Here is a 23,955-nt window from a genome sequence, read left to right as displayed (position 1 = left end):
CCGCATCTCTGCTTTTTTAGGCTTTATGGGTCTTTGTATTATCTTTTTTCCATGTAGTTCCTCCTGTATTTAGTATTATAAATTGTTAGTCATTTTATTTGTTTTTTACTATTGTTATCGTTTTTCCGTTACGCCTAAACTGAAGGCCTGAGTTGATCTCCAATATGTCCAACAGTTCGTCCAACGCCAAAGTAGTTTGTAGTTCGCCGTTGAATTTGAGGTCGCGAGGTAATCCGCTGCTTTCAAAAGTGACATCGTAGTTGCGCTCGATCATCCGTATAATACTGGATAGGTCCTGATTGGAAAGGGTAATGATACCTTCTTTCCAGGCTATTGTTTCTGAGGCATTGACGCTGATTACCTGCTCACCTGAAGGTGAGGCGATGTATTGCTGATTAGGCTTGAGCAGTGTACTGCTGGCTTGGCTGGGGCGACGCACGGCAACGGATCCCTCGGCAAGTGTGGTGCTGTTCACAGATTCGTCTGGGTATGCTGCTATATTGAACTTGGTACCCAGAACGGTTATTTCTTGCTGTGCTGAATGCACAGTAAATGGAGTTTTGCTATTTCCGTGTTGGATCTGGACTACTTCAAAGTAGGCTTCTCCTTCGAGCTTGACGGATCTGTTGTCTTCGCCAAATGCAGCAGGGTAAGTCATGGTAGTCTCCGAATTGAGCCATACACTAGATCCGTCCGGTAAGGTGAAATGAAGCTTGCCGCTGCGGGGCGTCTTTACGGTAATAAGTTGTTCTTTAGTTTGTTTTCCTTTCGTTTGCAACGCAAGGAGCTTTTGTGCTGATTCTTGTGTGCCATCGAGTAAAACGGTATCTCCGGAGGGAAGTATGGCGATAGCTTTGCTGACTGGGGCTCCGATGGACTCCTGTACGCTGAGGATATCGGTATCCGTTCCTATTTGTATGGTGCGCAAGTAATATATGGCCGCGACAGAGGCTATAACAAATATGGCGGCCACTTGCCTCCAAGGGAATAAACGTTTTCTGGTAGGCTCTATGTCCATAACAGGTGACCACTGTCTTAACCGGTTTTCCGCTTCGGACGGATCAAAATCTTCTAGGTCATGGTGCTGTATAAACGCATTATAATACCGGTATAACAACTGCTTTTCTGCTGCAGTAGCCTGACCGGATTTATAGCGGTCTAATAATATTTCGAATTCCTTTTTATTCATGTAAAATATAGGCTATAAAGCGCCACCATAAGCATAAGACAGTTAAGTCTTGCCGTTGTCTAAGAAAAAAGTTAAAAAGATGAAAAAAGAAGAATAAAGATATACTTCAGATTGCTTTTTAGAATGAGAAGGGCGTTGTAAATCTGTTGTCTGACGGTTTTGGTGGTGATATTGAGTTGTTCGCTGATTTCCTGATGAGATTTCTGCTCTTCGCGGCTCAAGAGAAATACTTCTTTCATTTTTTTTGGAAGCTTGTCAATCTTATTGTACAATATCGCTGTTAGTTCTTTTTCTATGATATACTCGTCCACATCATTACGCGGTGTGGTTTGCTGGGCTTCGGTGTAATCGTAAAACTTCTGGGCAATTTTTTGGTGATCGAGCTGGTTGAGGATAATATGCCGAACCATGCGGTGTAAATAAGCTGAAAAGTTGCTTGTGATGTGCAGAGTTTCCCGTTTGTTCCAGAGCTTGGTAAAAACGTCTTGTGTCACATCCTGTGCTTTATCATAGTCTTGGTAGAAGAGATAAGCATGCTTGTAAGCGATGATGCGGTAGCGCTCGTATAGTATAGCGAATGCCTGTTGATCTCCGTTTTTGGAAAGTTCAATAAGCTCGATATCTGTATACTTGTCGTCGGTACGCAATGGAATTTTCGGTAAAAGTTAGTGCTTCGCCACCAAATTTAAAAGATATATATGCAAAAAACAAACCCTAATTTGATTAAAGGCTGATCGCTGATAATAAGGGAGATCTGTCGTCTATTTTGATTTATTGTCTTATGCCAAGTTGATTAAAAAAAAGGAGGGTTAGATTTGTGATCTTAAAGGATGGTACGGCAACTGCTGAGAGGGTGGAGACGTGTCCCAATCAATTTGATGTATATCAACCGGATTAATGATTTGAAATGAACATCGATAAACTATTCATAAATGGAACACATAGAACAACTTAATTACATCAAGTCGCCTGTAGACAAGGTGTATAAGGCGCTTACATCGGAGGAAGGTTTAAAGCAAGTATGGACAAGCATATTAAAAGTAAAGCCCGAAATTGGCTTTATCAATGAATTTGATTTTGACGAAGGGTATGTGACCAAGATGAAGATTGTTGAATTGGAGGAAAACCGTAAGATTGTTTGGGAATGTATAGCATCTGATGAAGAATGGGTTGGGACGGGAATCTCTTTTGAACTCCTAGAAAAGGAAGGTGTCACCACTGTCATTCTTAAGCACTTTAACTGGAAGAAGAAAACCGATTTTTATCGGTGGTGCAGTTATAATTGGGCAATGTTTTTATTCAGATTAAAGGACTATTGCGAAAATCAAAGATAGGCGTTCTGTAACGAACGCGAATTCTGAAAAAAATAGAAGTAAGGGGGAGAGGTGGGGATTCGCCCCTGAAGGGCACAAAAAAAGCCTCACTTTGCAGTGAAGCTTTTCTTGTGATCCCGCTGGGATTCGAACCCAGGACCCATACATTAAAAGTGTATTGCTCTACCAGCTGAGCTACGGAATCCTAATTCTTTATTTTGAATTATCCTTCGTTGTTTGAAGTGATGCAAAGGTAGAAAAATCCTTGATATGTGCCAAGTGTTTGATGTGTTATTTTGTGCAGAAGTCTTTAAATCGTTGTTTCCCAGTGAAAAAAAAGATGCAAAGATGTCGCCGTAGACTGCTTACAAGCGGCTCGCCCGTATCATACGGTCGGCTCCGTTGATATCTTTGTACAGTTTTACCTGCTGAAAACCTTTTTTTGAAAGGAGTTCGACAGTTTCGGCTCCCAGGTATTGGTTGATTTCAAAATAGAGATACCCGTCTGGACTTAAATGTGCTTTTGCAAAATCTGCTATATAGTCGTAGAATAACAGAGGTGCACTGTCTTCTACAAAAAGTGCGCTGTGGGGCTCGAATGCCAATACATTCTGATGCATCTCTTTCTTTTCGTCATTGGTAATGTAAGGTGGATTGCTGACGATGATGTCGAAGGTTTGCCCGGCTTGAAAAACGAGGTCCCACTCGAGGATATCGGCCTGGATGAATTGAATGGCAGTTCCATGCTTCTGTGCATTGCGCTTGGCAACGGTGAGTGCACCTGGGGATATATCTACGGCCCAGTAGTTGTGCTGCGGCATGCACAGGGCCAGCGAGATGGGGATGCATCCGCTGCCGGTGCCGATATCGATACAGTTCATAGCTTGCTTTCCCCTGTGATCCTGTTGAATGAGGTGTACGAGCTCTTCGGTCTCTGGTCGTGGTATGAGTGTATCTTCACTGACTTCGAATATATGGCCGTAAAAATGGGCATAACCTACTATATGTTGTATCGGTCGGCCGGTCTGAAGTTGCGCCAGTATATCCTGCATGGCAGCGGCTTGCGCTGCTGTGGCCTCTTCATTCTTGATGCGGTGGTATTGGGAGGGGGTACTGCCGGTGATATCTTCTACAGCGAATAGAAATAACTGTTCTGTCTCTGCCAGTGGGTAGAGTGTTTGCAATACTTCCTGAAATGATCGCCCTATTGAATGCCATGTGTTGTCCATAGGACAAATTTAGCTAATTTTTAAGTTTAGACTAGTGGCTCTTTTTATATAAAGTGGTAAGTTTGTGCTATGACTGAAAATCAGAAGTTCATGATTCGCTGTATAGCACTGGCGCAGTTGGGGGCTGGAACTACGAGCCCTAACCCCATGGTGGGGGCGGTAATCGTATGGAAAGACAAGATCATAGGGGAGGGCTACACCTCGCCCTATGGGGGAGCGCATGCGGAGGTGAATGCAGTCAACGCTGTGAAGCTGACTTATGGGGAGGAAACGGCTCTGGATATGCTGAAGGGGAGTACGGTGTACGTGTCGTTGGAGCCCTGTGCACACTATGGTAAGACGCCTCCCTGTGCGGATATGTTGATTGACCTGGGGGTGCCGAAGGTGGTGATAGGCTGTGCTGATCCTTTTGCGAAGGTCAATGGGCTCGGAATACAGAAGCTGCGTGAGGCTGGTATAGCGGTAGAGGTGGGTGTGATGGAAGCAGAGTGTCGTTTTGTCAACAGACGTTTCTTTACTCGAATTAAAGAGAATCGTCCGTATGTTATATTGAAATGGGCCGAAACAAAGGATGGATTCTTTGCCCCTGAGGATGGTAGCCAGCGGTGGATAAGCAACAAGGTCAGCAAACAGCTGACGCATAAGTGGCGCTCAGAAGAGGATGCTATCTTGATCGGAACGGCTACGGCATTGATTGATGATCCTATGCTGGACAATAGACTCTGGTCAGGCAAGTCGCCCAAGCGTGTTCTCATCGACAAAAAGCTTGCGGTACCTACCACTAATCGTCTTTTTGAAAACAGTCAGACGGATCTGATTGTCTTTAATGAAGAAAAGACGGAATGGGACGGTCACTTAAAATATATAGCATTGGAGAATTTTGACCTGTACTTGCCGCAGAATATACTGTACCAGCTCTACCTGATGGATGTACAATCGGTGATCATCGAGGGAGGAACCAAGACATTGGATATGTTTATAAGCGCGGGTCTGTGGGATGAGGCTCGGGTGTTTGTCGGTGATGTGACCTGGGGAAGTGGAATCCCAGCACCTGCATTGGGAAAATCGCCACAAGTAGAAAAACAGGTCGCCACCGATGTCTTACGTCTATACTACCGTTAGGGTGTTTCGATACTGCTGATTGTAATGATTTGTTTTTCAAGTGATTGTTGCTATCTTTAGGGATGGACTATCCGGAAGAATTATTACATTTTATCTGGCGCTATAGACTATATGATCCAATTAACCTAAAGACTCAAGAAGGGGAAGCGCTCAAAACGATAGAGGTGGGACTGTACAATCGAAATGCGGGCCCTGATTTTGAATATGCCTTGATCGAACTGAACGGTGTTCGATGGAAGGGGCATGTGGAAATGCATGTTGATGAGGGGGATTGGAAGCGGCACGGACACCATCTGGATCCGGCTTATAGCGCAACAGTGCTGCATGTGGTGTGGCGGAGAAGTACAGAGGGGATACAGCGACTGGATGGGACTGCGATCCCTACATTGCTGTTGCGTGATTTTGTACAGTCGGAGTTACTGCAGCGCTATGATGAGTTGCGGAAAGAAGAGCGCTATATCGCTTGTGAAGGAAGGATGAGTGGGGTTTTGGATAAGATACGTCCGGGGTGGCTGACCCGTCTGCTCATCGAGCGTCTGGAGGAAAAGTACAAGCGAAATCACCATTGGCTGGCGGCTACAAAGCAAGATTGGGAACGGGTATTCCTGATTGCTCTTGGAAGGGCATTTGGTACGAATGTTAATGCGGCAGCCTTTGAAGAGTTATTGTCTAGAATAGCACCGAATCTGCTGTATAAATACCGGGATGAACCAGATAAGATAACAGCCCTGCTCTTTGGTGTAGCTGGTTTTTTGGAAGATGCATGCACAGATGATTACTTTGTCCGCTTGAAGACGAGCTATGGCTTGTTGCGAAAGCTTCACAACCTGGAATGTATGGCTCCGGCCTATTGGAAGTTTATGCGAACCAGACCTTATAATTTTCCGACATATCGATTGGCACAATTGGCAGCGCAATTGCCCGTATTGGTCTATGGATTGGAAAGAATGCGTACGACGGAGGATCTTCAAGAATGGTTTGATCGGATGCGCGCAGTGCAACTGGATACCTATTGGAAGACCCATTTTAGGTTTGGCAGTCCGACAAAGGAACACAGCACCGGATGGACGGATACCTATCTCCATCTGATCGCTATCAATTGTTTTATCCCCGTCTTGTTTTCCTATGGTCAATTTTTGAAAGATGAAACTCTGATCGAACGGGCACTGAAGTGGATGGAGCAGTTGCCTCCCGAAAAGAACGAAGTGGTTACTTATTATAGCAGTCAAGGGCTTCATTGCCACAGTGCTGCAGACTCTCAGGCGCTGCTGCGCCTGAAAAATGGGTACTGCGAGAGCAAAAAGTGCTTGGACTGCGCGGTCGGGACGGCGATATTAAGGCCGTCGGATTAAATCTTCAGTATCTCAGCGATCGCTGTAAAACCTTTGTCTGCCGCTAGATCGGAGGCAGATTGGCCTGCGTTGGTCAGCTGTGTTATATCTGCTCCCTGCTCGAGGAGTGCGACGATAAGATCGATATTGCCGTGCTGGGCGGCAAGATGCAAGGGGGCTACACTGCCATATTGAAGGACATTGACCTCTGCACCGCTTTCGATAAGCATCTTGGCGATACCCGTATGGTTTGCTGCTAAAGCAGCATGCAAAGGGTATGTCGTGTATCCGTTTTGTGAACAGATGTTCGGATTGGCATGGTGCAATAGAAGGAGGCGTACCACATCTTCTTTGCCAAAATGTGCGGCTATCCCCAATGGGGTAAAACCATGATCGGAAAACTCGTTTACGACTTCTTTCTTGTGTTCTATCATCATTTGTATATGTTGCAGAAGGCCTGTGGCGCACGCTTCATGTACGGTAATGGTAGAGATGAATTTTAAAATGACTTGAGTTACCTGAGGTTTGTGGTAATAACAGGACAACAGAAGTGGAGAAATGTCGTGACTGGTCTTTTGGTGGACAAGGCTGTTGTCCTGGCCTAACAATAGCTCCAGATCCTGATGGTTACCGGTTTCGATATATTCTTCTAGTATGGTCGAACTCATAGTATAGTAGCACTTTTTAACTGATTCGAAATAAATAAAAAAAAAGGGTATTCGGATAAAATGTTGGTAATATTTAAAATGTTAATTATTTCTCAACTCTTGTCGTTTTGGGAATTATCGCTCCTGGCGTATCTGGATGTAGATGCTGTAGCGATCTTGTAGCTGAACAACTACAAATATTCGAAAACTGACAATAAAAGAATCGACGATGCGTTGTAAATATACTTTCTCTTAGTACATTTGTAGTGCCCTCCCCAAGGGCATGTTTTTCATAGGTAGATGTAGGGTCGAATATTTCTTATTCGACCCTTTTTTTTATAGATGTATTCTCTTTGATTATCAATGGTTTTTTTTTATTTCTGTGATTAATGGAAATGAGGTGTGTCTTGTTTTTGGATATTTTTATGCCATTGCGCTGACGTAAAACAAAAATACTTACTGAAGTTTTTAGCTAGCTTTGTCACTGGGAATGGAATATTCTATTCCGATAAACCGACTGCTGGAAACACGTTGATTGCGATGGAGGTCGGCTTAACTACACGAAAAGAGAATATGATGAAACGTAAGATAGTGGTCGCAGTGACCGGGGCTTCAGGCTCGTTATATGCTAAGGTACTATTGGATAAGTTGGAGCAGATGGGGGATCAGGTATCGCACGTAGGCGTGGTGATGTCTGATAATGCAAAGGATGTATGGCGTTTTGAATTAGAGAACGAAGCCTACCGCGACTATAAGGATTTTACCTTTTATTCGAAGCATGATTTTATGTCTCCTTTTGCTTCGGGATCTGCTAATTACGATACGATGGTCGTATGTCCTTGTTCCATGGGAACGCTGGCCCGTATTGCCAATGGCACTTCTTCAGATCTGACGACAAGAGCAGCCGATGTGATCTTGAAAGAAAGAAGAAAGCTGATACTCGTCACGAGAGAAACACCACTGAGCCTGATCCATATCAACAATATGGCCAGCGTGACTCAAGCGGGAGGGATTATATGCCCTGCTAGCCCATCTTTTTATAGTCTTCCGAAGACCATGGAAGAACTGGCTGCTACAGTGGTGGATCGCATATTCTCGTTAGCCGATCTGAAAATAGACTCCTACAGATGGGGAGAGTAGAAAAATCCAAATGAAGGAGAAGACCTGCAAAATTTGCTTTACATTACAACGCAATTATATTGCGTATAAAAGAGAATTTATGTAGGTTTGTCCTTTAATGAAGCGACATATAGTATCATTCTACTTTATGATTTTATGTAGGGCAAGGCTTATCTCTATGCTCTTTTCTTTGGTTTTTGTCGGTTCCTTTTCTTTAAGATTTCTACAACAAATTAAATATTAGCAACATATCCATGAACACAGTCTTAATTTCTTCAGCTAGGTTAGTCTTACCCAATCACCCATTGAACGGGGAGGAAATCGATATCTTAATCCAAGATGGAAAGATTGTAGATATAGGGAAGAAGCTGAAACAGAGTGGTTCGGATCTGAAGGTGATCGAGGCCAAAGGATGTATCGTAAGCGCTGGTTTTTTTGACCTGAATGCGAATATAGGGGAGCCCGGCTACGAGACTAAAGAGGATGTAGCAACAGGTACTGCTGCTGCGGCGGCTGGTGGTTTTACGGCTATAGCTGTACAGCCTAATACTGATCCTGCAGTGCATAGCAGAGCAGAAGTGGCGCTATTGGTGAACGCAGCAAAGGGCAACCTGGTCGATGTTTATCCGATAGGTGCCATATCGAAGAAGCGCGAAGGAAAAGAGATGGCGGAGTTGTACGATATGAAGTCGAATGGAGCTGTTGCCTTTTCGGATGGTAATCACAGCCTTCAGGAGGCCGGACTTATGGGACGTGCGCTGTTGTATGCCAAAGGCTTTGATGGGTTGATCATCTCTTTTGCCTTAGATGCGTCGATGTCAGGAGATAATCAGATGAATGAAGGGGTGATGAGTACGTTTTTGGGAATGAAAGGAAGTCCAAATCTTGCCGAAGCCTTGATGGTGTCCAGAGATTTGTTTCTCGCAGAATATAACGATGCTCCTATACACTTTACAACGATATCTACGGCTGAGTCGGTCGATCTGATCAAGAAGGCGAAAGCGAAGGGAATAAAAGTAACCTGTGATGTGGCTGCACATCAGTTGGTATTTACGGATGACCATGTGGCTAGCTTTGATTCCAATTATAAGGTGTGTCCTCCACTAAGGACGAAGACAGATGTAAAAGCTTTATTGAAAGGTCTTAAGGACGGCGTTATTGATGCAATAGTTTCACAACATACGCCTCATGAGATCGAATTTAAAAATGTGGAGTTTCATATCGCTAAAAACGGTATAACAGGTTTGCAGACAGCTTTGCCATTGGCTATCCGTGCAGGCATGACGGCAGAAGCTATTGTCGAAAAGATGGCTGTAGGACCTAGGAAGGTGTTGGGAATGGAAGTTCCTAAATTTGAGGTGGGAGAAACGGCTAACCTAGTTGTTTTTGATATGAATGCCACATGGATCTTTAATGCGGAAAGTAATCGTTCCAAAGGAACAAATAACCCGTTAATGGGGCAGGATTTACAAGGAAAAGTAAATCTGGTAATAAATAATAATAAGTTGATTGTTAATTAAAAGTAACATGGATATTAAAGTAAAAAATGCAGTAGATGCTGCTGTAAATACATATGCGCGTATCGAGGGGATCGATAGTAAGGAATTCTTGCCTGCGTTGACCGGGGTCTATGACTTGGACTTGTCTTTTATGGAGAAGGTTGCACAGTTGGATCAGGTATTTGACGATCATCAGCGTTTCGAAGAATTGCGGGAGATCAGTTTTGACCTGTTGATGATCAACTTCTTTGCTGAAGATGTACAGAAGCTGGAAGAGGATTATCTGGACTCGGAAGAGTGGGAGCAGATTGAAGAAGATACGATCGATAGAGGTACGGAGTTGCTCAATGTGTTTTTGTACTTGAAGGAGTGTGAAGACGATGAGATTAAACCTTCGCTCGAGGATTATTTGAAGGAGTTTTTATTGGTCGAAGAAGATGAATTCCAAGATGAATATAGTATCTATGAAAAGGTGATTGCTAACCAGATATTGGTCGAAAGTGATTACTCTGAAATCGCGAAGGTATCTAGGACGGTAACGGAGCAGGAAGAGCTTTTTGAACTTTTCTACCCGTTGGTTTCGTTCTTCTTTGAGCCAAACCCGTCGGGCGTGCAATTAAAAGATTTTGAAAATAGCGCTTCAAATAAGGCGTATGAAACTGCTATATACCAGGTTATTGTTAACTTTAGTAAATAGAACCTGAATATATGGTTAATCAATTGACAAAAGAAGAGAAGAAGGATTCTCTGGTGTATGGAGCGATATCAGGGGTGCTGTCCATTATTTTTTCGATAATAGCGATACACCACAGCCGTATGGCGGACAGTTATTCGGCGCTGTATATGGTAAGTACTACATTAAAGGTCATCGGAACGGTATTGATTCCGATCGGACTGGTGTATCTTCTGAAAAGAAGAAATGGTATCGATTGGACTTTCAGTAGGGCTCTGAAGAGTATTTATATCTTTCTCGCAGCAAGTATTGTCGTGAGTTCAATAGGTATTATGGTGTACCAAAAGGTGATTTTGGATAAAACAGTACTTGAGGAAAGTTACCAAAACCTGATGAACCTCAAGATTGTAGAAATGGAAAACAGGGGTGCGACAGATGATGAGATCGATCAGCAGATGGAGATCATAGAGCAGGATAGGACATTTGCTTTTTCTGAACTGTCTTTTCGTAATTCGGTGCCTCCTATTTTTATAAGTCTTTTGGTCAACTTCGTTTTTGCGATGGTTCTAGCCTTGTTGTTTCGTACGAAAGTCGTCAAAAAGTAAATGATTCTTTAATAAGTATATGGATATTTCAGTTGTAGTACCACTGTATAATGAGGCCGAGTCGCTTCCGGAATTGACCGATTGGATTCGACGTGTAATGGTCGCCCATAATTTTAGTTACGAGATCATTCTGGTTGACGATGGTAGCAAGGATACTTCCTGGGCCGTTATCCTGGAGCTGAAGCAACAGCACGAGCAGATCTCGGGAATCAAGTTTAGACGTAACTATGGTAAGTCTGCTGCCCTGAATGTCGGGTTTGCAGCGGCACAGGGAGATGTCGTCATCACTATGGATGCTGATCTGCAGGACAGCCCGGACGAGATTCCGGAACTGTATGACCGTGTTATGAATCAAGGAGCCGATCTGGTATCTGGATGGAAGCAAAAACGTTATGATCCGATTACCAAGACTCTTCCTACCAAATTGTTCAACTCAGTGACCCGGGCGATGTCGGGTATACATAACCTCCATGATTTTAACTGCGGGCTGAAGGCCTATAAGAAAGATGTGGTAAAGAGTATTGAGGTGTATGGTGAGATGCACCGTTATATTCCTGTCATAGCCAAATGGGCTGGTTTTTCGAATATACAGGAGCAGGTGGTACAGCACTATCCTCGGAAATATGGCACCACCAAGTTCGGTGCTGGGAGGTTTGTTAAGGGCTTTTTGGATTTGATGTCTATATTTTTTGTAGGCAAATTCGGTAAGCGGCCAATGCACTTCTTCGGTCCGATAGGCGTTATCAGCTTTTTGATTGGATTTTTTATGACGATCTATCTTATTTCGGATAAATTAATGAGCATTGCTAACGGTACGGAATACCGAAATGTAACCGATCAGCCGTTGTTTTATCTGTCGCTTTTAGCGATTATGATCGGTACACAGTTGTTTTTGACTGGCTTTATTGCGGAACTGCTGTCAAGGAATAGTTCTGAACGGAATAAGTACCATATTGAACGAGTGGTGTAACTATGTTTTTTTCGTTAATCATACCCCTGTATAATAGGCCTGAAGAGATTAAGGAGTTGCTGTCATCTTTAACTAGGCAGACTTATAAGGATTTTGAGGTTATCATTGTCGAAGACGGATCGACACGACCCGCTAAAGAGGTGATCAAAGGCTTTGAAGGCGTACTGGATGTTCATTATTTTGAGAAAAGGAACGAAGGTCAGGGCTTTGCTCGGAATTATGGATTTGAGCGTGCGCAGGGATCTTATTTCATTGTATTTGACTCGGACATCCTCGTTCCAGAGGAGTATTTAGCGATGGTCAAAGAGGCACTGGACCTACAGGGCTGGGATGCCTTTGGAGGGCCTGATGCAGCACATGAATCTTTTACCCCGATACAAAAGGCTATCAGTTATTCGATGACAAGTCCTTTTACCACGGGAGGGATACGTGGAAATAAAAAGCATGTAGGCCAGTTTCACCCGAGAAGTTTCAATATGGGGATATCGCGGGAGGTATGGGAGAAAACAGGAGGATATAAATTGTCCCGACGGTCGGAGGATATTGAGTTCAGTATTCGTATGATCAATGCGGGTTTTAAGGTAGGTCTTATTCCAGAGGCGTTTGTATACCATAAGAGACGGACCAGCCTGCCTCAGTTTTTTAGGCAGATCTATAATTTTGGAAAGGGACGTATAGATATCGCACAAATCTACCCAAAGGAGCTGAAACCTGTACATGCACTGCCAGCGGTGTTTACGATAGGAGTAATAGGGGTATTGGTTCTTAATATGGTGGATATGCTGCTGTTTGGTGATGCAATATTCCTACATTATCTGGTATGGTTTGGAAATATTTTTTTGGTTTCTTTCATCGTATTGCTTTTATTGCACAGCACTTCCGAAACAAAGAGCCTGAAGGTAGGACTGTTGTCCGTGGTGACGGCCTTTACGCAGTTGATGGCCTATGGATTTGGTTTCATCGGAAACTATATAGACAGGGTGCTCTTGCGTAAGGATACCTCTTGCTAAAGGAGGAAAATTAGTTAAAGATTAATAGTTTAAATTGAAGTAGTGGTATCGATTACACAGTATAATCTGGATAAGATTGAGAACTTATTGGAAGAGTTGGGCTATAAAGTCCGTTACGAAAAAGGTAACTTTAGAACAGGGGCTTGTGTGATCCAAAATTCTAAGGTAATCGTTGTCAATAAGTTTTCGAACCTAGAGATTAAGATCAATTCACTGATACAACTTATCGGGGATTTTGAGCTCCAAAAGGAGGATATGGAGGAAAAGCAGTGGGTGTTTTATAAGTCATTATTGAAAACAAACGATTAGGTATTGAAAATTCGATTTTTAGGAACAGGAACTTCTCAGGGGGTGCCAGTGATTGCTTGCAATTGTCCGGTATGTCTGTCTACGGATAAGCGGGACAAGCGTCTGCGCACGTCTGTTCTGGTGGAATTGGATAATGGGTATAATGTGGTAATCGATACAGGTCCCGATTTTAGATACCAGATGTTACGTGAACATGTGGATCATTTGGATGCTGTCCTCATGACACACGCCCATAAAGACCATATTGCAGGGTTGGACGATGTTCGCGCATTTAATTACCATCAACAGCAATCTATTGCTATCTATGCCGATGCTCCTACGCTAGAAGCGCTGCAGCGCGAGTTTTACTATGCTTTTTCTGCGGTAAAGTATCCTGGTGTACCACAACTGGATCTTGAAGAGGTCAATCCTGGAGTAGCATTCGATATATTCGGTCAGCAGATAATGCCGATTGAAGTTTTGCATTATAAGATGCCTGTTATGGGATACCGTATAGGCAACTTTGCCTATATAACGGATGCAAAAACCGTCTCCCAGGAGAGTCGCTCTCTATTGGAAGGTGTGGACGTGCTGGTCGTCAATGCACTGCAGGAATCACCCCATATATCGCATTTTACATTGGAAGAGGCTCTCGCTTTTATCGATGACATAAAACCCCAACAGGCCTATCTCACCCATATAAGCCACCGGTTTGGAAAGCATGAATACATTGAGGGTATATTGCCTTCACATGTTCACACCGCATACGATGGATTGTCTATCGAGGTGAAATAATTTGTTTCTCAACAAAACCTTTTAGATTTCCGGCTGTTCGTTAGAGTAAAATAAGTAACGTAACATTGTAAATTAATTAAACTATAAAGCTATGGGAAATCTACTTTATTTAATCGCCGTAATTCTTGTTATTATCTGGGCTGTCAGTTTTTTTGGTGGACATGCAACCGGAGGAATCATCCATATTCTATTGGTGATCGCTATTATTGTCGTATTATTACGTATTATTCGAGGGAATGCTTAGCAGCGTCCAGATAAAATTCAGCAATTTTGAAATCGGACGCAAAGGTCAGCTTGATATTCCTGTCGTTGCTCTCGAGCAACTGTATAGCGTATCCTTTTCGCTCGACGACAGAAGCATCATCGGTAAATTCAGGGAGTTCCTCTTGTTCAAATGCTTCGATCAATATAGGGGCTGGAAACGATTGCGGAGTCTGTATCTGCCATATGGTGTTTCGGTCGGTTGCTTTGGAATCTGACAGGCTGCCTATGCGGATGGAATTAGTGCTGGGGGTAGCCAATACATTACACTTGCCTTGTAACGCCATATCAAAAGATTCTCTAATGAGGCTACGGTCGACCAAAGGACGGGCGGCGTCATGAATAGCGATTACCGTATCGTGACCTATGGCTGTTGTAGATGTCTTGACGATATGTCGGATGGCATTGCGTACACTTTGAAAGCGTGTGGAGCCTCCATCTACGAGTTCGTGAGGCACTTCAAAATGGTGTTCGGCGCACAGTGCTTGCCAGGTTTCTTTCATCTGCTGGTTCAGTACGATGATGATCCGATCAGCAATGCCGACAAAACTATGGATGGTGTGCATCATGACAGGAAGCCCATTGAGCAAGAGGTATTGCTTGGGTAGGGTGGACTGAAAGCGAGAACCGCTTCCGCCAGCGGCTATAATGACAATTTTATTGGACATAATCTAAAAAAGCGTGGATAGTGTCTATCCACGCTTCAAACGTACGTAAAATATTGCTACAATCCTTAGATAATAAGCATTGCGTCTCCATAGCTATAGAAACGGTACTTCTCTTTTACAGCTACTTCGTATGCATTCATTACATTTTCGTAACCTCCAAAAGCAGCAATCATAACCAATAGAGTTGATTCTGGTGTATGGAAGTTGGTAATCATGGAGTTGGCGATACTGAACTCGTATGGCGGATAGATGAATTTGGAGGTCCAATCGGAACCGGGTTTCAAATGTCTGTCGGCTGAAACGGAAGATTCAATAGCACGCATGGATGTTGTGCCCACAGCACATATCCGGCGTTTGTCATCAATCGCACGATTGACTGTTTTTGCAGCATCGTCTGTTATAATGAATTGTTCAGAATCCATTTTGTGCTTGGTAAGGTCTTCTACCTCGACAGTACGGAAAGTGCCCAAGCCGATATGTAAGGTGATCTCTGCAAAGTCCACCCCCTTTAGTTCCAGGCGTTTCATCAGCTCGCGCGAAAAATGAAGTCCAGCTGTAGGTGCAGCGACGGCGCCTTCATTCTTGGCATAGATGGTCTGATAGCGGAATTTATCCTCTGGTGTAGCTTTTCGCTTGATGTATTTTGGAAGTGGTGTCTCTCCAAGGATTTCGATGTTACGACGGAATTCTTCGTCTGTACCTTCAAAAAGAAAACGGATAGTACGGCCTCTTGAAGTGGTATTGTCCACAACCTCTGCAACTAATAAGTCATCATCACCAAAGTAAAGTTTGTTGCCTACACGTATCTTGCGGGCAGGGTCTACCAAAACGTCCCATAAACGTAATTCTCTATTGAGCTCGCGTAAAAGGAATACTTCGATAGTAGCACCTGTTTTTTCCTTGTTACCGTACATACGGGCAGGGAAAACTTTGGTGTCATTTAATATCATCACGTCTTTATCATCAAAATAATCTAGGACGTCTTTAAAGATTTTATGCTCAATCTTACCCGTATCTTTATGTAAGACCATTAAACGCGATTCGTCACGTTGTTCAGATGGCTCAGATGCCAACAGAGATTCAGGTAAGTTGAATTTAAATTGTGATAATTTCATGTGTAAACAGTGTTTATGTGTTTTAACAGTCCTCAATAGGGCTAAAAAAGCACACAAAGGTATGCATTTTTATTCAGAATCGTGGCAAATTCTTTTGTGAGTTCCCTTTTTTCTGTTATATACCGCGAAGTGTGCAAAAGGGGAGTAGCTTCAAAAAATCAGATTTTTTAATAAAGGCACGTTTAAGATCGTTGGCAAAATAAGAAAGCTCCCTGTCGGAGAGGGAGCTTCTTTATGGGTTAAGCAAGTTTTGCCAATGCTTCTTTTATTCTGCGAAGAGCTTCTTTGAGATTTTCGTCTGAAGCAGCGTAGGATAGTCGGATATAGTTGTCATTGCCAAAAGAGTTTCCATCTACAGTAGCGACATGACCTTGGTTGAGCAGGTACAGTGCGAGGTCTCCCGAGTTATGGATGGTATTGCCATCTTGGTCTTTTTTCCCAAAGAAAGAGCTGATTTCAGGGAAGAAATAGAAAGCTCCCTCTGGAAGATTGGTTTTAACACCTGGTATATCATTCAATAAGTCATATACCAACTGACGGCGACGGGCAAAAGCTTCTTTCATCTTATTGACGCTTTCTAATCCACCTTCGTAAGCGGCAATTCCTGCACGCTGTGCGATAGAGCAAGTTCCAGAGGTTGTCTGCCCCTGCATTTTGTCATTGGCAGCAGCGATTTCTTTGCTTGCAGCAATGTAGCCCAGGCGCCACCCTGTCATAGCAAAGGCTTTTGAAAAGCCATTGACGATGATGACGCGGTCCTTGATGCTCGGAAACTGAGCAATAGATTCGTGTTTGTCAATGAAGTTGATATGTTCATAGATCTCATCTGAAATGATGAAGATGCCAGGATGTTTCTCAAATACATTAGCCAATGCCTGTAGCTCTTCTTTGCTGTACACCGATCCTGTCGGGTTGCAAGGGGAGGAGAACATGAATACTTTGGTCTTCGGTGTTATAGCAGCTTCCAATTGTGCCGGCGTGATCTTAAAATTGCTTTCGATATCGGTATCTATGAATACAGATTTACCTTCTGCAAGAACAACCATTTCGGAGTAAGAAACCCAATAAGGTGTGGGAATAATGACCTCGTCACCAGGATTGACCAGGGTTAAAATAACATTGGACAAGGACTGCTTGGCTCCGGTGGATACGACAATCTGAGAAATATCATAGTCCAATCCGTTTTCGTTTTTTAGTTTATCAACAATCGCTTTGCGTAATTCCGGGTATCCCGGGACAGGAGTGTACCGTGTATAGTTTTGGTCCAAAGCAGTTTTGGCTGCTTCTTTAACATGCTCTGGCGTGTTAAAGTCGGGCTCTCCCACGCTTAAACTGATGACATTGATGCCTTGTGCGGCTAATTCACGACCTAATTTGGTCATTTTTAAGGTAGCCGATTCGGAAAGGCTATTGATTCTATCTGATAAATATGATGTTGTGCTCATGGTGATACAAATATATTATATATACTTCATTTTCAAATCTATTTTTTTGATAAATCCTGATAAAAAATGACCTCCATTTACGAACTTATCAATAGGATAGCCTTTGTTCTTGAAAAAAAACAATTAGTTAATCATAGCTGAAGTAGCGGACGTGTTGGAACGGCCAACCTATTTCTCGTTTTCTAATTCTTTGCGGTAACACGCAATGTGCTTTTCGATATCTTTAGGAAGATCTGGATATTTGATATCCTTACGCTTTTTTAGTTCTTCCAAGATTATTTGTGCTACGAGATAGCGGCATATCTCTTTATTATCTGCTGGTATGACGTACCAAGGAGCATCAGGTTTGCTGGTGTGTTGTATGGCCTCTTCATAATAAGACATATACTCCTCCCAACGCTTACGCTCTTTAAGATCCCCTGGAGAGAATTTCCAATTGTGATCCTCTTTGTCCAAGCGCCGTAGTAATCTGCTTTTCTGTTCGCCTTTGGATAGGTGTAGATAAAATTTAAGAATGATCGTTCCGTTTTGTTGGATGTGGTGTTCGAAATTATTGATCTGCTGATATCTGTTTCTCCAGAAATCTTTAGGTATATCTTTGACTTCGGTTATTTTTGGTATGTTTTCTTGGAGTATATATTCTGGGTGTACGCGTGTGACGAGTACATTCTCGTAATGGGTACGGTTGAAAACAGTAAACTTGCCCCGTTCTGGCAGTGCTATATAGTGGCGCCACAAGTAGTCGTGCTGCAGCTCTCTGAAGCTTGGTGTCTTGTAACTCTGTACGACTACGCCACGAGCATTGAAATCCTTGAACACCTCGCGAATCAAGGAGTCTTTTCCGGCAGTATCCATACCCTGTAAGCAGATCAATACGCTGTATTTGTTGTGTGCGTACATGACTTCCTGTATATTTGCAATAGATTTTCGTACCTGTTTTAGCTCTTTTTTGGCTTCCTCAGGACTGATGTTGTCAATGTGGGTAGGAAAATCCTTGAGCTTGGATTTTGAACTCGCTTTAAGTTGTTTTTGGAATTTACTCATATGTACAGCACTTAATTGGGTTTCAATTTGTTTTAAAAATAGATATTTAAATCTTAAAACAGACAAGTGTGTATAAAGTTTTTATCATTGAAATGAATGATAATTATAGATATCATCAAAATTAATGATAAATTTGAATATCATCAGGTAAGATGATCGCATTAAATGAAGACATAATGGAGTTTTATGCAATTATAACAGGGGACATCGTGGATTCGCGTTCAAAGGATATCCGAGAATGGCTCCCTCAATTGGAATCGGCTTTGAAAGACTGTTCAGATAGATATGATATTTTCCGGGGAGATAGCTTTCAGCTGATGATTGCTCTAGAGAAATCTATAGAATCTATGTTCTACCTCAAGTCCCGAATCAAGTCGATGGGAGATTTGGAAGTGAGGATGGGATTGGGGATAGGTACGGTTGATTATATGGATGATCATATCAAGAATTCATTTGGAGATGCATTTGTCCGTTCAGGGGAAGCTTTCGAATCGCTTCATAAGGATCTTATCGCAGTAAGATCGCCGTGGGCGGACTGGGATGAGCTAAGCAATATCATGCTGAATCTGTGTGTTGAAATCGCAAATCGATGGACGGTCAACATGGCGGAGACAGTGTCCGAGGCACTGCGATTTCCTAAAGCAAACCAACAGGAATTAGCAAAAAAATTACAACGTAAACATCAAAGTCAGGTGAGCACTGAGCTGACCAAGGCGGGATGGAACAAATTGAACAAAGCAATCATCTATTGCACAGAACAACTAATGAAAAGATGCTGACTCTATTTTTAAAGTTACTATTGGCACATTTGCTCGGAGATTTTGTCTTGCAACCTCGGAGCTGGGTAATCAAACGCCGGGATAATGTGTTTTATCTATTGCTCCATGTGCTGGTACATGTACTGCTCCTGACTGCTGTATTGTATCCGTCGTGGCCTCAATACGGGTTGCTGATACTGGGAATCGGCTGTGCACACCTGGCAATAGACAGTCTCAAGATATGGTGGGAGAAACTGTGGCCCTATAAGCCTGTTTTTCTATTTGCATTGGATCAGTTTTTACACTTGGCTGTATTGATTACAGCTACGTTTTATTGTTTTGGCGTGCCACCGGGCCTGTGGGAACACTTGTTGTCTGACCAAGCTATAGTATGTGTGATTGCCTTCTTATTGATTGCCGTGGTAAGCCCTATTTTCTTACGGGTGTTTTTCAGCAAATGGAATCAGGAAAATGAACTGAACGACCAAAGAAAAGGTACTCTGATCGATGCCGGAATGCTTATCGGAATTATGGAACGGCTTATTATAGTATTGTTCATTCAGGTTGGGTTTCTATCGGGAATAGGTTTTTTGTTGGCGGCCAAATCCATATTTCGTTTTGGTGACTTGAAAAATGCCAAAGACACTAAATTTACAGAGTATGTATTGGTAGGTACTTTGTCAAGTTTTACGATCGCTATCATTGTGGGCTATCTTTTACGATTGGCTTTAAGATATATTTCATAGCTTTAGGTCTTGAAGAGAACCTTATATCAAATCGTTAAAGATGAAACATATCCTATTGTTGCTTTTTCTAGGAAGTATTACCGTTGCGTTTTCACAGGATGTAAAACAGAAAGTAAATGCCATAGCAGAGCGTTATAGCGCTGTAGGTGTCGCTTATGTCGTGGTCAAAGATGGACAGATCATTCATAGTGACGCAGTAGGGTATAAAGATTTGGAACAGAAGACGCAATTGAGTGCGTCACAGGATCTTTTTAGAATAGCATCTATATCAAAATCATTTACAGCGACGGCATGGATGCAGCTTGTCGAAGCCAATAAGATTTCTCTTGATACGGATTTTGGAACGCTGATCGGCTTTCCAGTAAGAAATCCTAATTTCCCGGATAAGGTGATTACCTTGAGAATGTTACTCTCGCATACATCGAGTATCAACGACAAAAATGGCTATTTTAATCTGGATGCTATCAATCCAGCTAATAACCCTGACTGGAAAGAAGGGTACAATACGTATGAGCCAGGCACTCAATATGAGTATTGTAATTTGAACTTTAATATGGCTGGTGCCGCATTGGAACGTGCTGTAGGAGTTCGATTTGATACGTATATTAAGCAGCAGATATTGACTCCGCTAGGTCTTAATGGAGGATACTGTATAGATTCGTTGGATAAGACGGCTTTTGCTAATATCTATGAATACGATCGACAAAAACAGCGTTTTGAGGCTCAGCCGGCAGCTTATGCCGCACGTCGTGAAGAGCTGAAAAGTTATAAGTTAGGCTATACGACGCCTGTTTTCTCGCCAACTGGAGGAATGAAAATTTCGGCCGAAGATCTTGCTCGTTATATGATCATGCACATGGGATTTGGTAAATCTGCGGGTGTGCGAATAATAGGAGATTTGGCATCCAAAATAATGCAGACACCAGTCAATCAAGAGTCCGGTTATGGACTGGCGCTTCGGCAAAACGATAACTTCATACCTGGAAAGACGATGGTAGGACATACAGGATCTGCTTATGGTTTGTATAGCGCTATGTTTTTTCATCCCGAAGAGCGTTTCGGAATTGTAGCGATTACTAATGGTTGCAAACAGGTATTCGAAGATGATGAACCTGTACTGTTGGAAGAAATTGCTAACTGTTTATACCAACACTTTATATACGCCAACAAGTAAGAGGATTATCACCGTAATATTTTTTTGTTCCTCTACCAGAGGTAAATGATAAAAGGATGAGAAATACTTGGCTCATTTTTTGTAATTTAACAGATGTAACCATTATACGTTTGTGTTTTCGTGCCGTGTCTGTACGATAGGGGTGAACTGATATGTCGGATGTAGTTTGAGATAGGTAAATGGTTGTTAAAGAATTAACTTTTATCAGTATGAAGGGAATCTTGCTTTGTATCGGAATTATCAACTTTGTGGTCTTGGCTAAAGGCCAGTATCTAAATTTGGATGACGTACGTAGAGACTTTAATAAAGGGGTAAAGAACCAGGAACTATGTGAACGGCACTTGGAGACCTTGGAAAAATATGCCAAGAGCCCCGTGGAAAAGGGGTACGAAGCTGCTTTTCATATGTTCATGGCCAAGCATACGGGCAGCCCGTTTAAAAAAATGAGTTATTTTAATGGAGGAAAGAAGCTTCTGGAAAAGCAGATACAAGCGGAACCTGCAAACGTAGAACTGCGCTTTATTCGGTTATGCATACAGTACTATATCCCCAGCTATTTGGGATATAAAGATAACATCGAGCAAGACAAAGACTTTTTAGTCAGTAACCTATATAAAATGGGTGACGAGAAGACAAAAGATCTGCTTTTTAACTACCTGAAAGGGGCAAAGATGTATACGGAGCAGGAATTGGTAAAATTGGGACGATAGAAATAGATTTATGAAGCATTTTTTTTTGATACTTATTTTGACTGCCTGTTCTTTTTTTCAGGCGAGTGCGCAATTGTCACGGACACTGACCCCTTTTAGAGAACTGGAAGTAACGGATAAGATCCGGGTAAGGTTGCTGTCTGGAGCGGAAGACAAGATTGTTATCGAAGGTGAATATGCCTCCCAATTGGAATTGATACAGACAGATGATGTGTTGCGATTGAAAATGACGACAAGCGCTATTATGCAGGGACAAAAGGTAGATGTCAGCCTCTATGTGACTAACGTGTCGAGTATAATTGGTCGTAAAGGTGCTCAGATAAGTACAGATGGTTTTGAAATAGAAACGGACTCAATCTTTCTTTCTGCCAATGAGGGAGCTAGTATAAATCTGCGCTTACATACGGATAAAGTCGAGGCTTGGAGTACGGCGGGAGGTAGCATCAGCTTAGAAGGAGAAACCCGCGACCAAGTGGTAAATTGTACATTTGGAGGTCATTATGATGCAAAATCGCTCTTGTCTGATCAGGCCTATGTACGAACGAATGCAGGAGGTAAATGTCAGGTGAATGTAGGAAAGAGTATCGATGTCCAAACTCGGGCTGGAGGTGTTATCGATGTGTATGGAAACCCTTCCGAAAGGAAACAAAGAAGATTGGCCGGCGGCAAGATTAACTTTGTGGAGTAGGTAAAAGTTTTTATAAGAAAATATAGGAGGAGGAATGAAACGTGAACAGATACAAAAGTGGTTGGATGAGGGATATCAGATCTTAAGTGATGGTGAACCAAAAGGAATTGAAGGGTCATTGCTGGACAACGTGAACCAACTGAATGATGAGCAACCTCAGGTCTTTATGCTGACGGATTTATTGACCTGGTCGGATGACCAACTTGATAAGCTAGATGGCTTTAGTGATGAGCAGATCGAAGCGATGGACAGCTAGCTGTATCATTAACCGCTAAGAGAGGTAGCGGTACATGTGGCATGATGGATGACAGTCCACTACCATCTCCACTTGTTTCCAATAGCGCATGAGCGCTGTCTGTATAGGATATAACAGTGATATGATGTTGTGAACAGACATATAAATAGGACATCATATGACAGGACATTAAGCTGCTCAACAGTAGGTCTTCCGGATTATAAAGGGTTGGGTCTCCTTTAAATGCTTTAGCTGCCGAGACTTCCAATATAGCCTTTCCATCGATTTTTATGTGGTGATTCTTTGCCGATATTCGAGTAGACTGTCTCTCAGGTGATTCCTGTTGTGAGGTCCAATGCAGCGTCGCTGTAAAATGATGTTTAAAATTCATGCCGTTGGTGTTAACAAAAATACAATTTAAATGTGTTTAAATGCTTTGGGCGAGAAGCCTGTATGTCGTTTGAAATAACGACAGAATAAACTGGAATCAACAAAATGCAATTGATTACTGATCTCTTTGATGGTCAGGTTTGATGTTTTTATTAACGTTTTGGCTTGCATGATGACGATGTGATCTATCCATTGTAGAACGGACTTGCCGGTTGTCTGTTTTAATAGGGTCGATAGATATTGTGGGGTAAGGTACAACTGATCTGCATAAAATTTTACCCTTCGTTCTTCGATAGCATGTTTCGTAATCAACACATAGAAATTATCGATAAGCTCGTGTGTCCTACTTTTGGTTTCGGTATTTTGTGTTGTACCTACCGTATAGACCTCAGCGATTATATGGATAAGCGCAATGATCAGATGCTGTAATATTTCTTTTTTCTTGGGACTTTGTTTTTCACGGTAGATTTTTAGAATGAGTGCTAAGAGTTCTTTTTGTTGCTGTTGTCTCTCCTCGTTAAGCTTGATTACTGGTCTCCATCTGATCTGGTCATTCATGATGAACTCTCTCAAGGTGGAGAATGATGCTATAAAATCCAATGAAAGCCCCATGGTGATCATTTCAGCATCATCACTAAATTCATGAACGTCTATCATGAGTTGGGGAAGTATGACGACCGTGTCATCGACATTGACCTCATATTCTAGAAAATGTATTCTGGACTTCATAGTGCCTTTTATCATAAAGCTAAATAGAAGCCCGTCAAATTGATGACGATGGTCGGGATATTCTATTTTTGGACGATCATTTTTGTCTAGAACAACGATTCCATCCACTCTGATGGTGGGATCGGTATTATACAATTTATAGATATCATCCAGTGTGAAAAATAAAGGCATATTCAAATATGCACATTTAAGGAGGTATATT

28 protein-coding genes and 1 tRNA gene are annotated in these 23,955 nt (G+C 42.4%); 18 read left to right on the top strand and 11 right to left on the bottom strand.

The features are described 5' to 3' along the window. Positions 1-94: 94 nt before the first annotated feature. Entirely contained in the window at positions 95-1,189 is a 1,095-nt protein-coding gene (locus tag M472_RS44495; RefSeq protein ID WP_021070268.1) for a FecR family protein, read from the bottom strand. 71 nt (positions 1,190-1,260) lie between these two features. Next, positions 1,261-1,836: an RNA polymerase sigma factor gene (locus tag M472_RS33455; RefSeq protein ID WP_021070267.1), complete on the bottom strand. Its 576-nt coding sequence runs from the start codon at positions 1,834-1,836 to the stop codon at positions 1,261-1,263. A 285-nt stretch (positions 1,837-2,121) separates the two neighbouring features. Between M472_RS33455 and M472_RS33450 the strand changes: the two genes are divergently transcribed. Further along, on the top strand, positions 2,122-2,523 hold the full coding sequence (locus M472_RS33450; protein WP_021070266.1) for an SRPBCC family protein: 402 nt from the start codon (positions 2,122-2,124) through the stop codon (positions 2,521-2,523). A 111-nt stretch (positions 2,524-2,634) separates the two neighbouring features. Here M472_RS33450 and M472_RS33445 read toward each other — a convergent pair. Then, positions 2,635-2,707 (bottom strand) — tRNA-Lys (locus M472_RS33445). A gap of 160 nt (positions 2,708-2,867) precedes the next feature. Next, positions 2,868-3,731, bottom strand: a complete 864-nt coding sequence (prmC, locus tag M472_RS33440; protein ID WP_021070265.1) for a peptide chain release factor N(5)-glutamine methyltransferase — start codon at positions 3,729-3,731, stop codon at positions 2,868-2,870. Between the two features lie 69 nt (positions 3,732-3,800). Between prmC and ribD the strand changes: the two genes are divergently transcribed. Further along, entirely contained in the window at positions 3,801-4,853 is a 1,053-nt protein-coding gene (gene ribD / locus M472_RS33435; RefSeq protein ID WP_021070264.1) for a bifunctional diaminohydroxyphosphoribosylaminopyrimidine deaminase/5-amino-6-(5-phosphoribosylamino)uracil reductase RibD, read from the top strand. A 62-nt stretch (positions 4,854-4,915) separates the two neighbouring features. Then, a complete protein-coding gene (locus M472_RS33430; RefSeq protein WP_021070263.1) occupies positions 4,916-6,205 on the top strand; it encodes a DUF2851 family protein in 1,290 nt (429 codons plus the stop codon). On the opposite strand, the gene M472_RS33425 is transcribed toward M472_RS33430, so the two are convergent. After that, positions 6,202-6,852, bottom strand: a complete 651-nt coding sequence (locus M472_RS33425; protein WP_021070262.1) for an ankyrin repeat domain-containing protein — start codon at positions 6,850-6,852, stop codon at positions 6,202-6,204. The two genes, M472_RS33430 and M472_RS33425, sit on opposite strands and share 4 nt — an antisense overlap. 552 nt (positions 6,853-7,404) lie before the next feature. Between M472_RS33425 and M472_RS33420 the strand changes: the two genes are divergently transcribed. The 9 genes from M472_RS33420 to M472_RS45205 all read left to right on the top strand — a co-directional run bounded on the left by M472_RS33420 (position 7,405) and on the right by M472_RS45205 (position 14,034). Then, complete coding sequence (locus M472_RS33420; protein WP_031301645.1) at positions 7,405-7,971, top strand: UbiX family flavin prenyltransferase; 567 nt, start codon at positions 7,405-7,407, stop codon at positions 7,969-7,971. 233 nt (positions 7,972-8,204) lie between these two features. After that, a complete protein-coding gene (locus M472_RS33415) occupies positions 8,205-9,470 on the top strand; it encodes a dihydroorotase (RefSeq protein ID WP_021070260.1) in 1,266 nt (421 codons plus the stop codon). Positions 9,471-9,477: 7 nt separating this feature from the next. Beyond that, on the top strand, positions 9,478-10,146 hold the full coding sequence (locus tag M472_RS33410; RefSeq protein WP_021070259.1) for a hypothetical protein: 669 nt from the start codon (positions 9,478-9,480) through the stop codon (positions 10,144-10,146). Positions 10,147-10,157: 11 nt separating this feature from the next. Continuing rightward, positions 10,158-10,727: a DUF4199 domain-containing protein gene (locus M472_RS33405; RefSeq protein WP_021070258.1), complete on the top strand. Its 570-nt coding sequence runs from the start codon at positions 10,158-10,160 to the stop codon at positions 10,725-10,727. A gap of 19 nt (positions 10,728-10,746) precedes the next feature. Further along, positions 10,747-11,697 (top strand): glycosyltransferase family 2 protein, encoded by a 951-nt coding sequence (locus tag M472_RS33400; RefSeq protein WP_021070257.1) that lies wholly within the window; start codon positions 10,747-10,749, stop codon positions 11,695-11,697. A gap of 2 nt (positions 11,698-11,699) precedes the next feature. Beyond that, positions 11,700-12,707 (top strand): glycosyltransferase, encoded by a 1,008-nt coding sequence (locus tag M472_RS33395; protein ID WP_021070256.1) that lies wholly within the window; start codon positions 11,700-11,702, stop codon positions 12,705-12,707. A 42-nt stretch (positions 12,708-12,749) separates the two neighbouring features. Then, positions 12,750-13,016 (top strand): hypothetical protein, encoded by a 267-nt coding sequence (locus M472_RS33390; protein ID WP_021070255.1) that lies wholly within the window; start codon positions 12,750-12,752, stop codon positions 13,014-13,016. A gap of 3 nt (positions 13,017-13,019) precedes the next feature. Continuing rightward, the gene (locus M472_RS33385; RefSeq protein WP_021070254.1) at positions 13,020-13,790 is read left to right on the top strand and encodes an MBL fold metallo-hydrolase; all 771 of its coding nucleotides are present in this window, start codon (positions 13,020-13,022) and stop codon (positions 13,788-13,790) included. A gap of 91 nt (positions 13,791-13,881) precedes the next feature. Next, complete coding sequence (locus tag M472_RS45205; RefSeq protein ID WP_021070253.1) at positions 13,882-14,034, top strand: lmo0937 family membrane protein; 153 nt, start codon at positions 13,882-13,884, stop codon at positions 14,032-14,034. Here the strand turns inward: M472_RS45205 and M472_RS33380 are convergent. From M472_RS33380 to M472_RS33365, 4 genes are all read right to left on the bottom strand, one after another. Continuing rightward, positions 14,015-14,719: an IspD/TarI family cytidylyltransferase gene (locus M472_RS33380; RefSeq protein ID WP_021070252.1), complete on the bottom strand. Its 705-nt coding sequence runs from the start codon at positions 14,717-14,719 to the stop codon at positions 14,015-14,017. The two genes, M472_RS45205 and M472_RS33380, sit on opposite strands and share 20 nt — an antisense overlap. 65 nt (positions 14,720-14,784) lie before the next feature. Continuing rightward, positions 14,785-15,834 carry a tRNA preQ1(34) S-adenosylmethionine ribosyltransferase-isomerase QueA gene (queA, locus tag M472_RS33375; protein WP_021070251.1) on the bottom strand — a complete coding sequence of 350 codons (1,050 nt, stop codon included), beginning with the start codon at positions 15,832-15,834 and terminating at the stop codon, positions 14,785-14,787. A gap of 239 nt (positions 15,835-16,073) precedes the next feature. Then, complete coding sequence (locus M472_RS33370; RefSeq protein WP_021070250.1) at positions 16,074-17,279, bottom strand: pyridoxal phosphate-dependent aminotransferase; 1,206 nt, start codon at positions 17,277-17,279, stop codon at positions 16,074-16,076. A 168-nt stretch (positions 17,280-17,447) separates the two neighbouring features. After that, the gene (locus M472_RS33365) at positions 17,448-18,323 is read right to left on the bottom strand and encodes a PPK2 family polyphosphate kinase (RefSeq protein WP_021070249.1); all 876 of its coding nucleotides are present in this window, start codon (positions 18,321-18,323) and stop codon (positions 17,448-17,450) included. Between the two features lie 176 nt (positions 18,324-18,499). Between M472_RS33365 and M472_RS33360 the strand changes: the two genes are divergently transcribed. From M472_RS33360 to M472_RS33335, 6 genes are all read left to right on the top strand, one after another. Continuing rightward, complete coding sequence (locus M472_RS33360) at positions 18,500-19,102, top strand: hypothetical protein (RefSeq protein ID WP_031301643.1); 603 nt, start codon at positions 18,500-18,502, stop codon at positions 19,100-19,102. Then, positions 19,096-19,827 (top strand): DUF3307 domain-containing protein, encoded by a 732-nt coding sequence (locus M472_RS33355; protein WP_021070247.1) that lies wholly within the window; start codon positions 19,096-19,098, stop codon positions 19,825-19,827. The genes M472_RS33360 and M472_RS33355 overlap by 7 nt, the downstream gene beginning before the upstream one ends. 40 nt (positions 19,828-19,867) lie before the next feature. Beyond that, complete coding sequence (locus M472_RS33350; protein ID WP_021070246.1) at positions 19,868-21,001, top strand: serine hydrolase domain-containing protein; 1,134 nt, start codon at positions 19,868-19,870, stop codon at positions 20,999-21,001. 209 nt (positions 21,002-21,210) lie between these two features. Beyond that, entirely contained in the window at positions 21,211-21,711 is a 501-nt protein-coding gene (locus tag M472_RS33345) for a hypothetical protein (protein ID WP_031301641.1), read from the top strand. A 10-nt stretch (positions 21,712-21,721) separates the two neighbouring features. Further along, positions 21,722-22,399 carry a head GIN domain-containing protein gene (locus M472_RS33340; RefSeq protein WP_021070244.1) on the top strand — a complete coding sequence of 226 codons (678 nt, stop codon included), beginning with the start codon at positions 21,722-21,724 and terminating at the stop codon, positions 22,397-22,399. Between the two features lie 34 nt (positions 22,400-22,433). Beyond that, on the top strand, positions 22,434-22,655 hold the full coding sequence (locus M472_RS33335; RefSeq protein ID WP_021070243.1) for a hypothetical protein: 222 nt from the start codon (positions 22,434-22,436) through the stop codon (positions 22,653-22,655). Here M472_RS33335 and M472_RS44950 read toward each other — a convergent pair. After that, positions 22,621-23,025 (bottom strand): OsmC family protein, encoded by a 405-nt coding sequence (locus M472_RS44950; RefSeq protein ID WP_081643146.1) that lies wholly within the window; start codon positions 23,023-23,025, stop codon positions 22,621-22,623. The two genes, M472_RS33335 and M472_RS44950, sit on opposite strands and share 35 nt — an antisense overlap. Before the next feature lie 26 nt (positions 23,026-23,051). Continuing rightward, entirely contained in the window at positions 23,052-23,924 is an 873-nt protein-coding gene (locus M472_RS33330) for a helix-turn-helix transcriptional regulator (RefSeq protein WP_021070242.1), read from the bottom strand. Positions 23,925-23,955 lie beyond the last annotated feature (31 nt).

Origin of the sequence: Sphingobacterium paucimobilis HER1398 (genome assembly GCF_000416985.1) — a bacterium.
GTDB classification, from domain to species: Bacteria; Bacteroidota; Bacteroidia; order Sphingobacteriales; family Sphingobacteriaceae; genus Sphingobacterium; species Sphingobacterium paucimobilis.
The sequence above is the reverse complement of the archived record's forward strand: the minus strand, read 5'-3'. Positions and strand labels throughout refer to the sequence as shown.

What these genes read in the sequence shown, in the direction of transcription:
- M472_RS44495 (WP_021070268.1), bottom strand. Translation starts at nt 1,189, where the DNA reads ATGAATAAAAAGGAATTCGAAATATTATTAGACCGCTATAAATCCGGT.
- M472_RS33450 (WP_021070266.1), top strand. Translation starts at nt 2,122, where the DNA reads ATGGAACACATAGAACAACTTAATTACATCAAGTCGCCTGTAGACAAG.
- prmC (WP_021070265.1), bottom strand. Translation starts at nt 3,731, where the DNA reads ATGGACAACACATGGCATTCAATAGGGCGATCATTTCAGGAAGTATTG.
- ribD (WP_021070264.1), top strand. Translation starts at nt 3,801, where the DNA reads ATGACTGAAAATCAGAAGTTCATGATTCGCTGTATAGCACTGGCGCAG.
- M472_RS33430 (WP_021070263.1), top strand. Translation starts at nt 4,916, where the DNA reads ATGGACTATCCGGAAGAATTATTACATTTTATCTGGCGCTATAGACTA.
- M472_RS33425 (WP_021070262.1), bottom strand. Translation starts at nt 6,852, where the DNA reads ATGAGTTCGACCATACTAGAAGAATATATCGAAACCGGTAACCATCAG.
- M472_RS33420 (WP_031301645.1), top strand. Translation starts at nt 7,405, where the DNA reads ATGATGAAACGTAAGATAGTGGTCGCAGTGACCGGGGCTTCAGGCTCG.
- M472_RS33415 (WP_021070260.1), top strand. Translation starts at nt 8,205, where the DNA reads ATGAACACAGTCTTAATTTCTTCAGCTAGGTTAGTCTTACCCAATCAC.
- M472_RS33410 (WP_021070259.1), top strand. Translation starts at nt 9,478, where the DNA reads ATGGATATTAAAGTAAAAAATGCAGTAGATGCTGCTGTAAATACATAT.
- M472_RS33405 (WP_021070258.1), top strand. Translation starts at nt 10,158, where the DNA reads ATGGTTAATCAATTGACAAAAGAAGAGAAGAAGGATTCTCTGGTGTAT.
- M472_RS33400 (WP_021070257.1), top strand. Translation starts at nt 10,747, where the DNA reads ATGGATATTTCAGTTGTAGTACCACTGTATAATGAGGCCGAGTCGCTT.
- M472_RS33395 (WP_021070256.1), top strand. Translation starts at nt 11,700, where the DNA reads ATGTTTTTTTCGTTAATCATACCCCTGTATAATAGGCCTGAAGAGATT.
- M472_RS45205 (WP_021070253.1), top strand. Translation starts at nt 13,882, where the DNA reads ATGGGAAATCTACTTTATTTAATCGCCGTAATTCTTGTTATTATCTGG.
- M472_RS33380 (WP_021070252.1), bottom strand. Translation starts at nt 14,719, where the DNA reads ATGTCCAATAAAATTGTCATTATAGCCGCTGGCGGAAGCGGTTCTCGC.
- queA (WP_021070251.1), bottom strand. Translation starts at nt 15,834, where the DNA reads ATGAAATTATCACAATTTAAATTCAACTTACCTGAATCTCTGTTGGCA.
- M472_RS33370 (WP_021070250.1), bottom strand. Translation starts at nt 17,279, where the DNA reads ATGAGCACAACATCATATTTATCAGATAGAATCAATAGCCTTTCCGAA.
- M472_RS33365 (WP_021070249.1), bottom strand. Translation starts at nt 18,323, where the DNA reads ATGAGTAAATTCCAAAAACAACTTAAAGCGAGTTCAAAATCCAAGCTC.
- M472_RS33360 (WP_031301643.1), top strand. Translation starts at nt 18,500, where the DNA reads ATGGAGTTTTATGCAATTATAACAGGGGACATCGTGGATTCGCGTTCA.
- M472_RS33355 (WP_021070247.1), top strand. Translation starts at nt 19,096, where the DNA reads ATGCTGACTCTATTTTTAAAGTTACTATTGGCACATTTGCTCGGAGAT.
- M472_RS33350 (WP_021070246.1), top strand. Translation starts at nt 19,868, where the DNA reads ATGAAACATATCCTATTGTTGCTTTTTCTAGGAAGTATTACCGTTGCG.
- M472_RS33345 (WP_031301641.1), top strand. Translation starts at nt 21,211, where the DNA reads ATGAAGGGAATCTTGCTTTGTATCGGAATTATCAACTTTGTGGTCTTG.
- M472_RS33340 (WP_021070244.1), top strand. Translation starts at nt 21,722, where the DNA reads ATGAAGCATTTTTTTTTGATACTTATTTTGACTGCCTGTTCTTTTTTT.
- M472_RS33335 (WP_021070243.1), top strand. Translation starts at nt 22,434, where the DNA reads ATGAAACGTGAACAGATACAAAAGTGGTTGGATGAGGGATATCAGATC.
- M472_RS44950 (WP_081643146.1), bottom strand. Translation starts at nt 23,025, where the DNA reads ATGAATTTTAAACATCATTTTACAGCGACGCTGCATTGGACCTCACAA.
- M472_RS33330 (WP_021070242.1), bottom strand. Translation starts at nt 23,924, where the DNA reads ATGCCTTTATTTTTCACACTGGATGATATCTATAAATTGTATAATACC.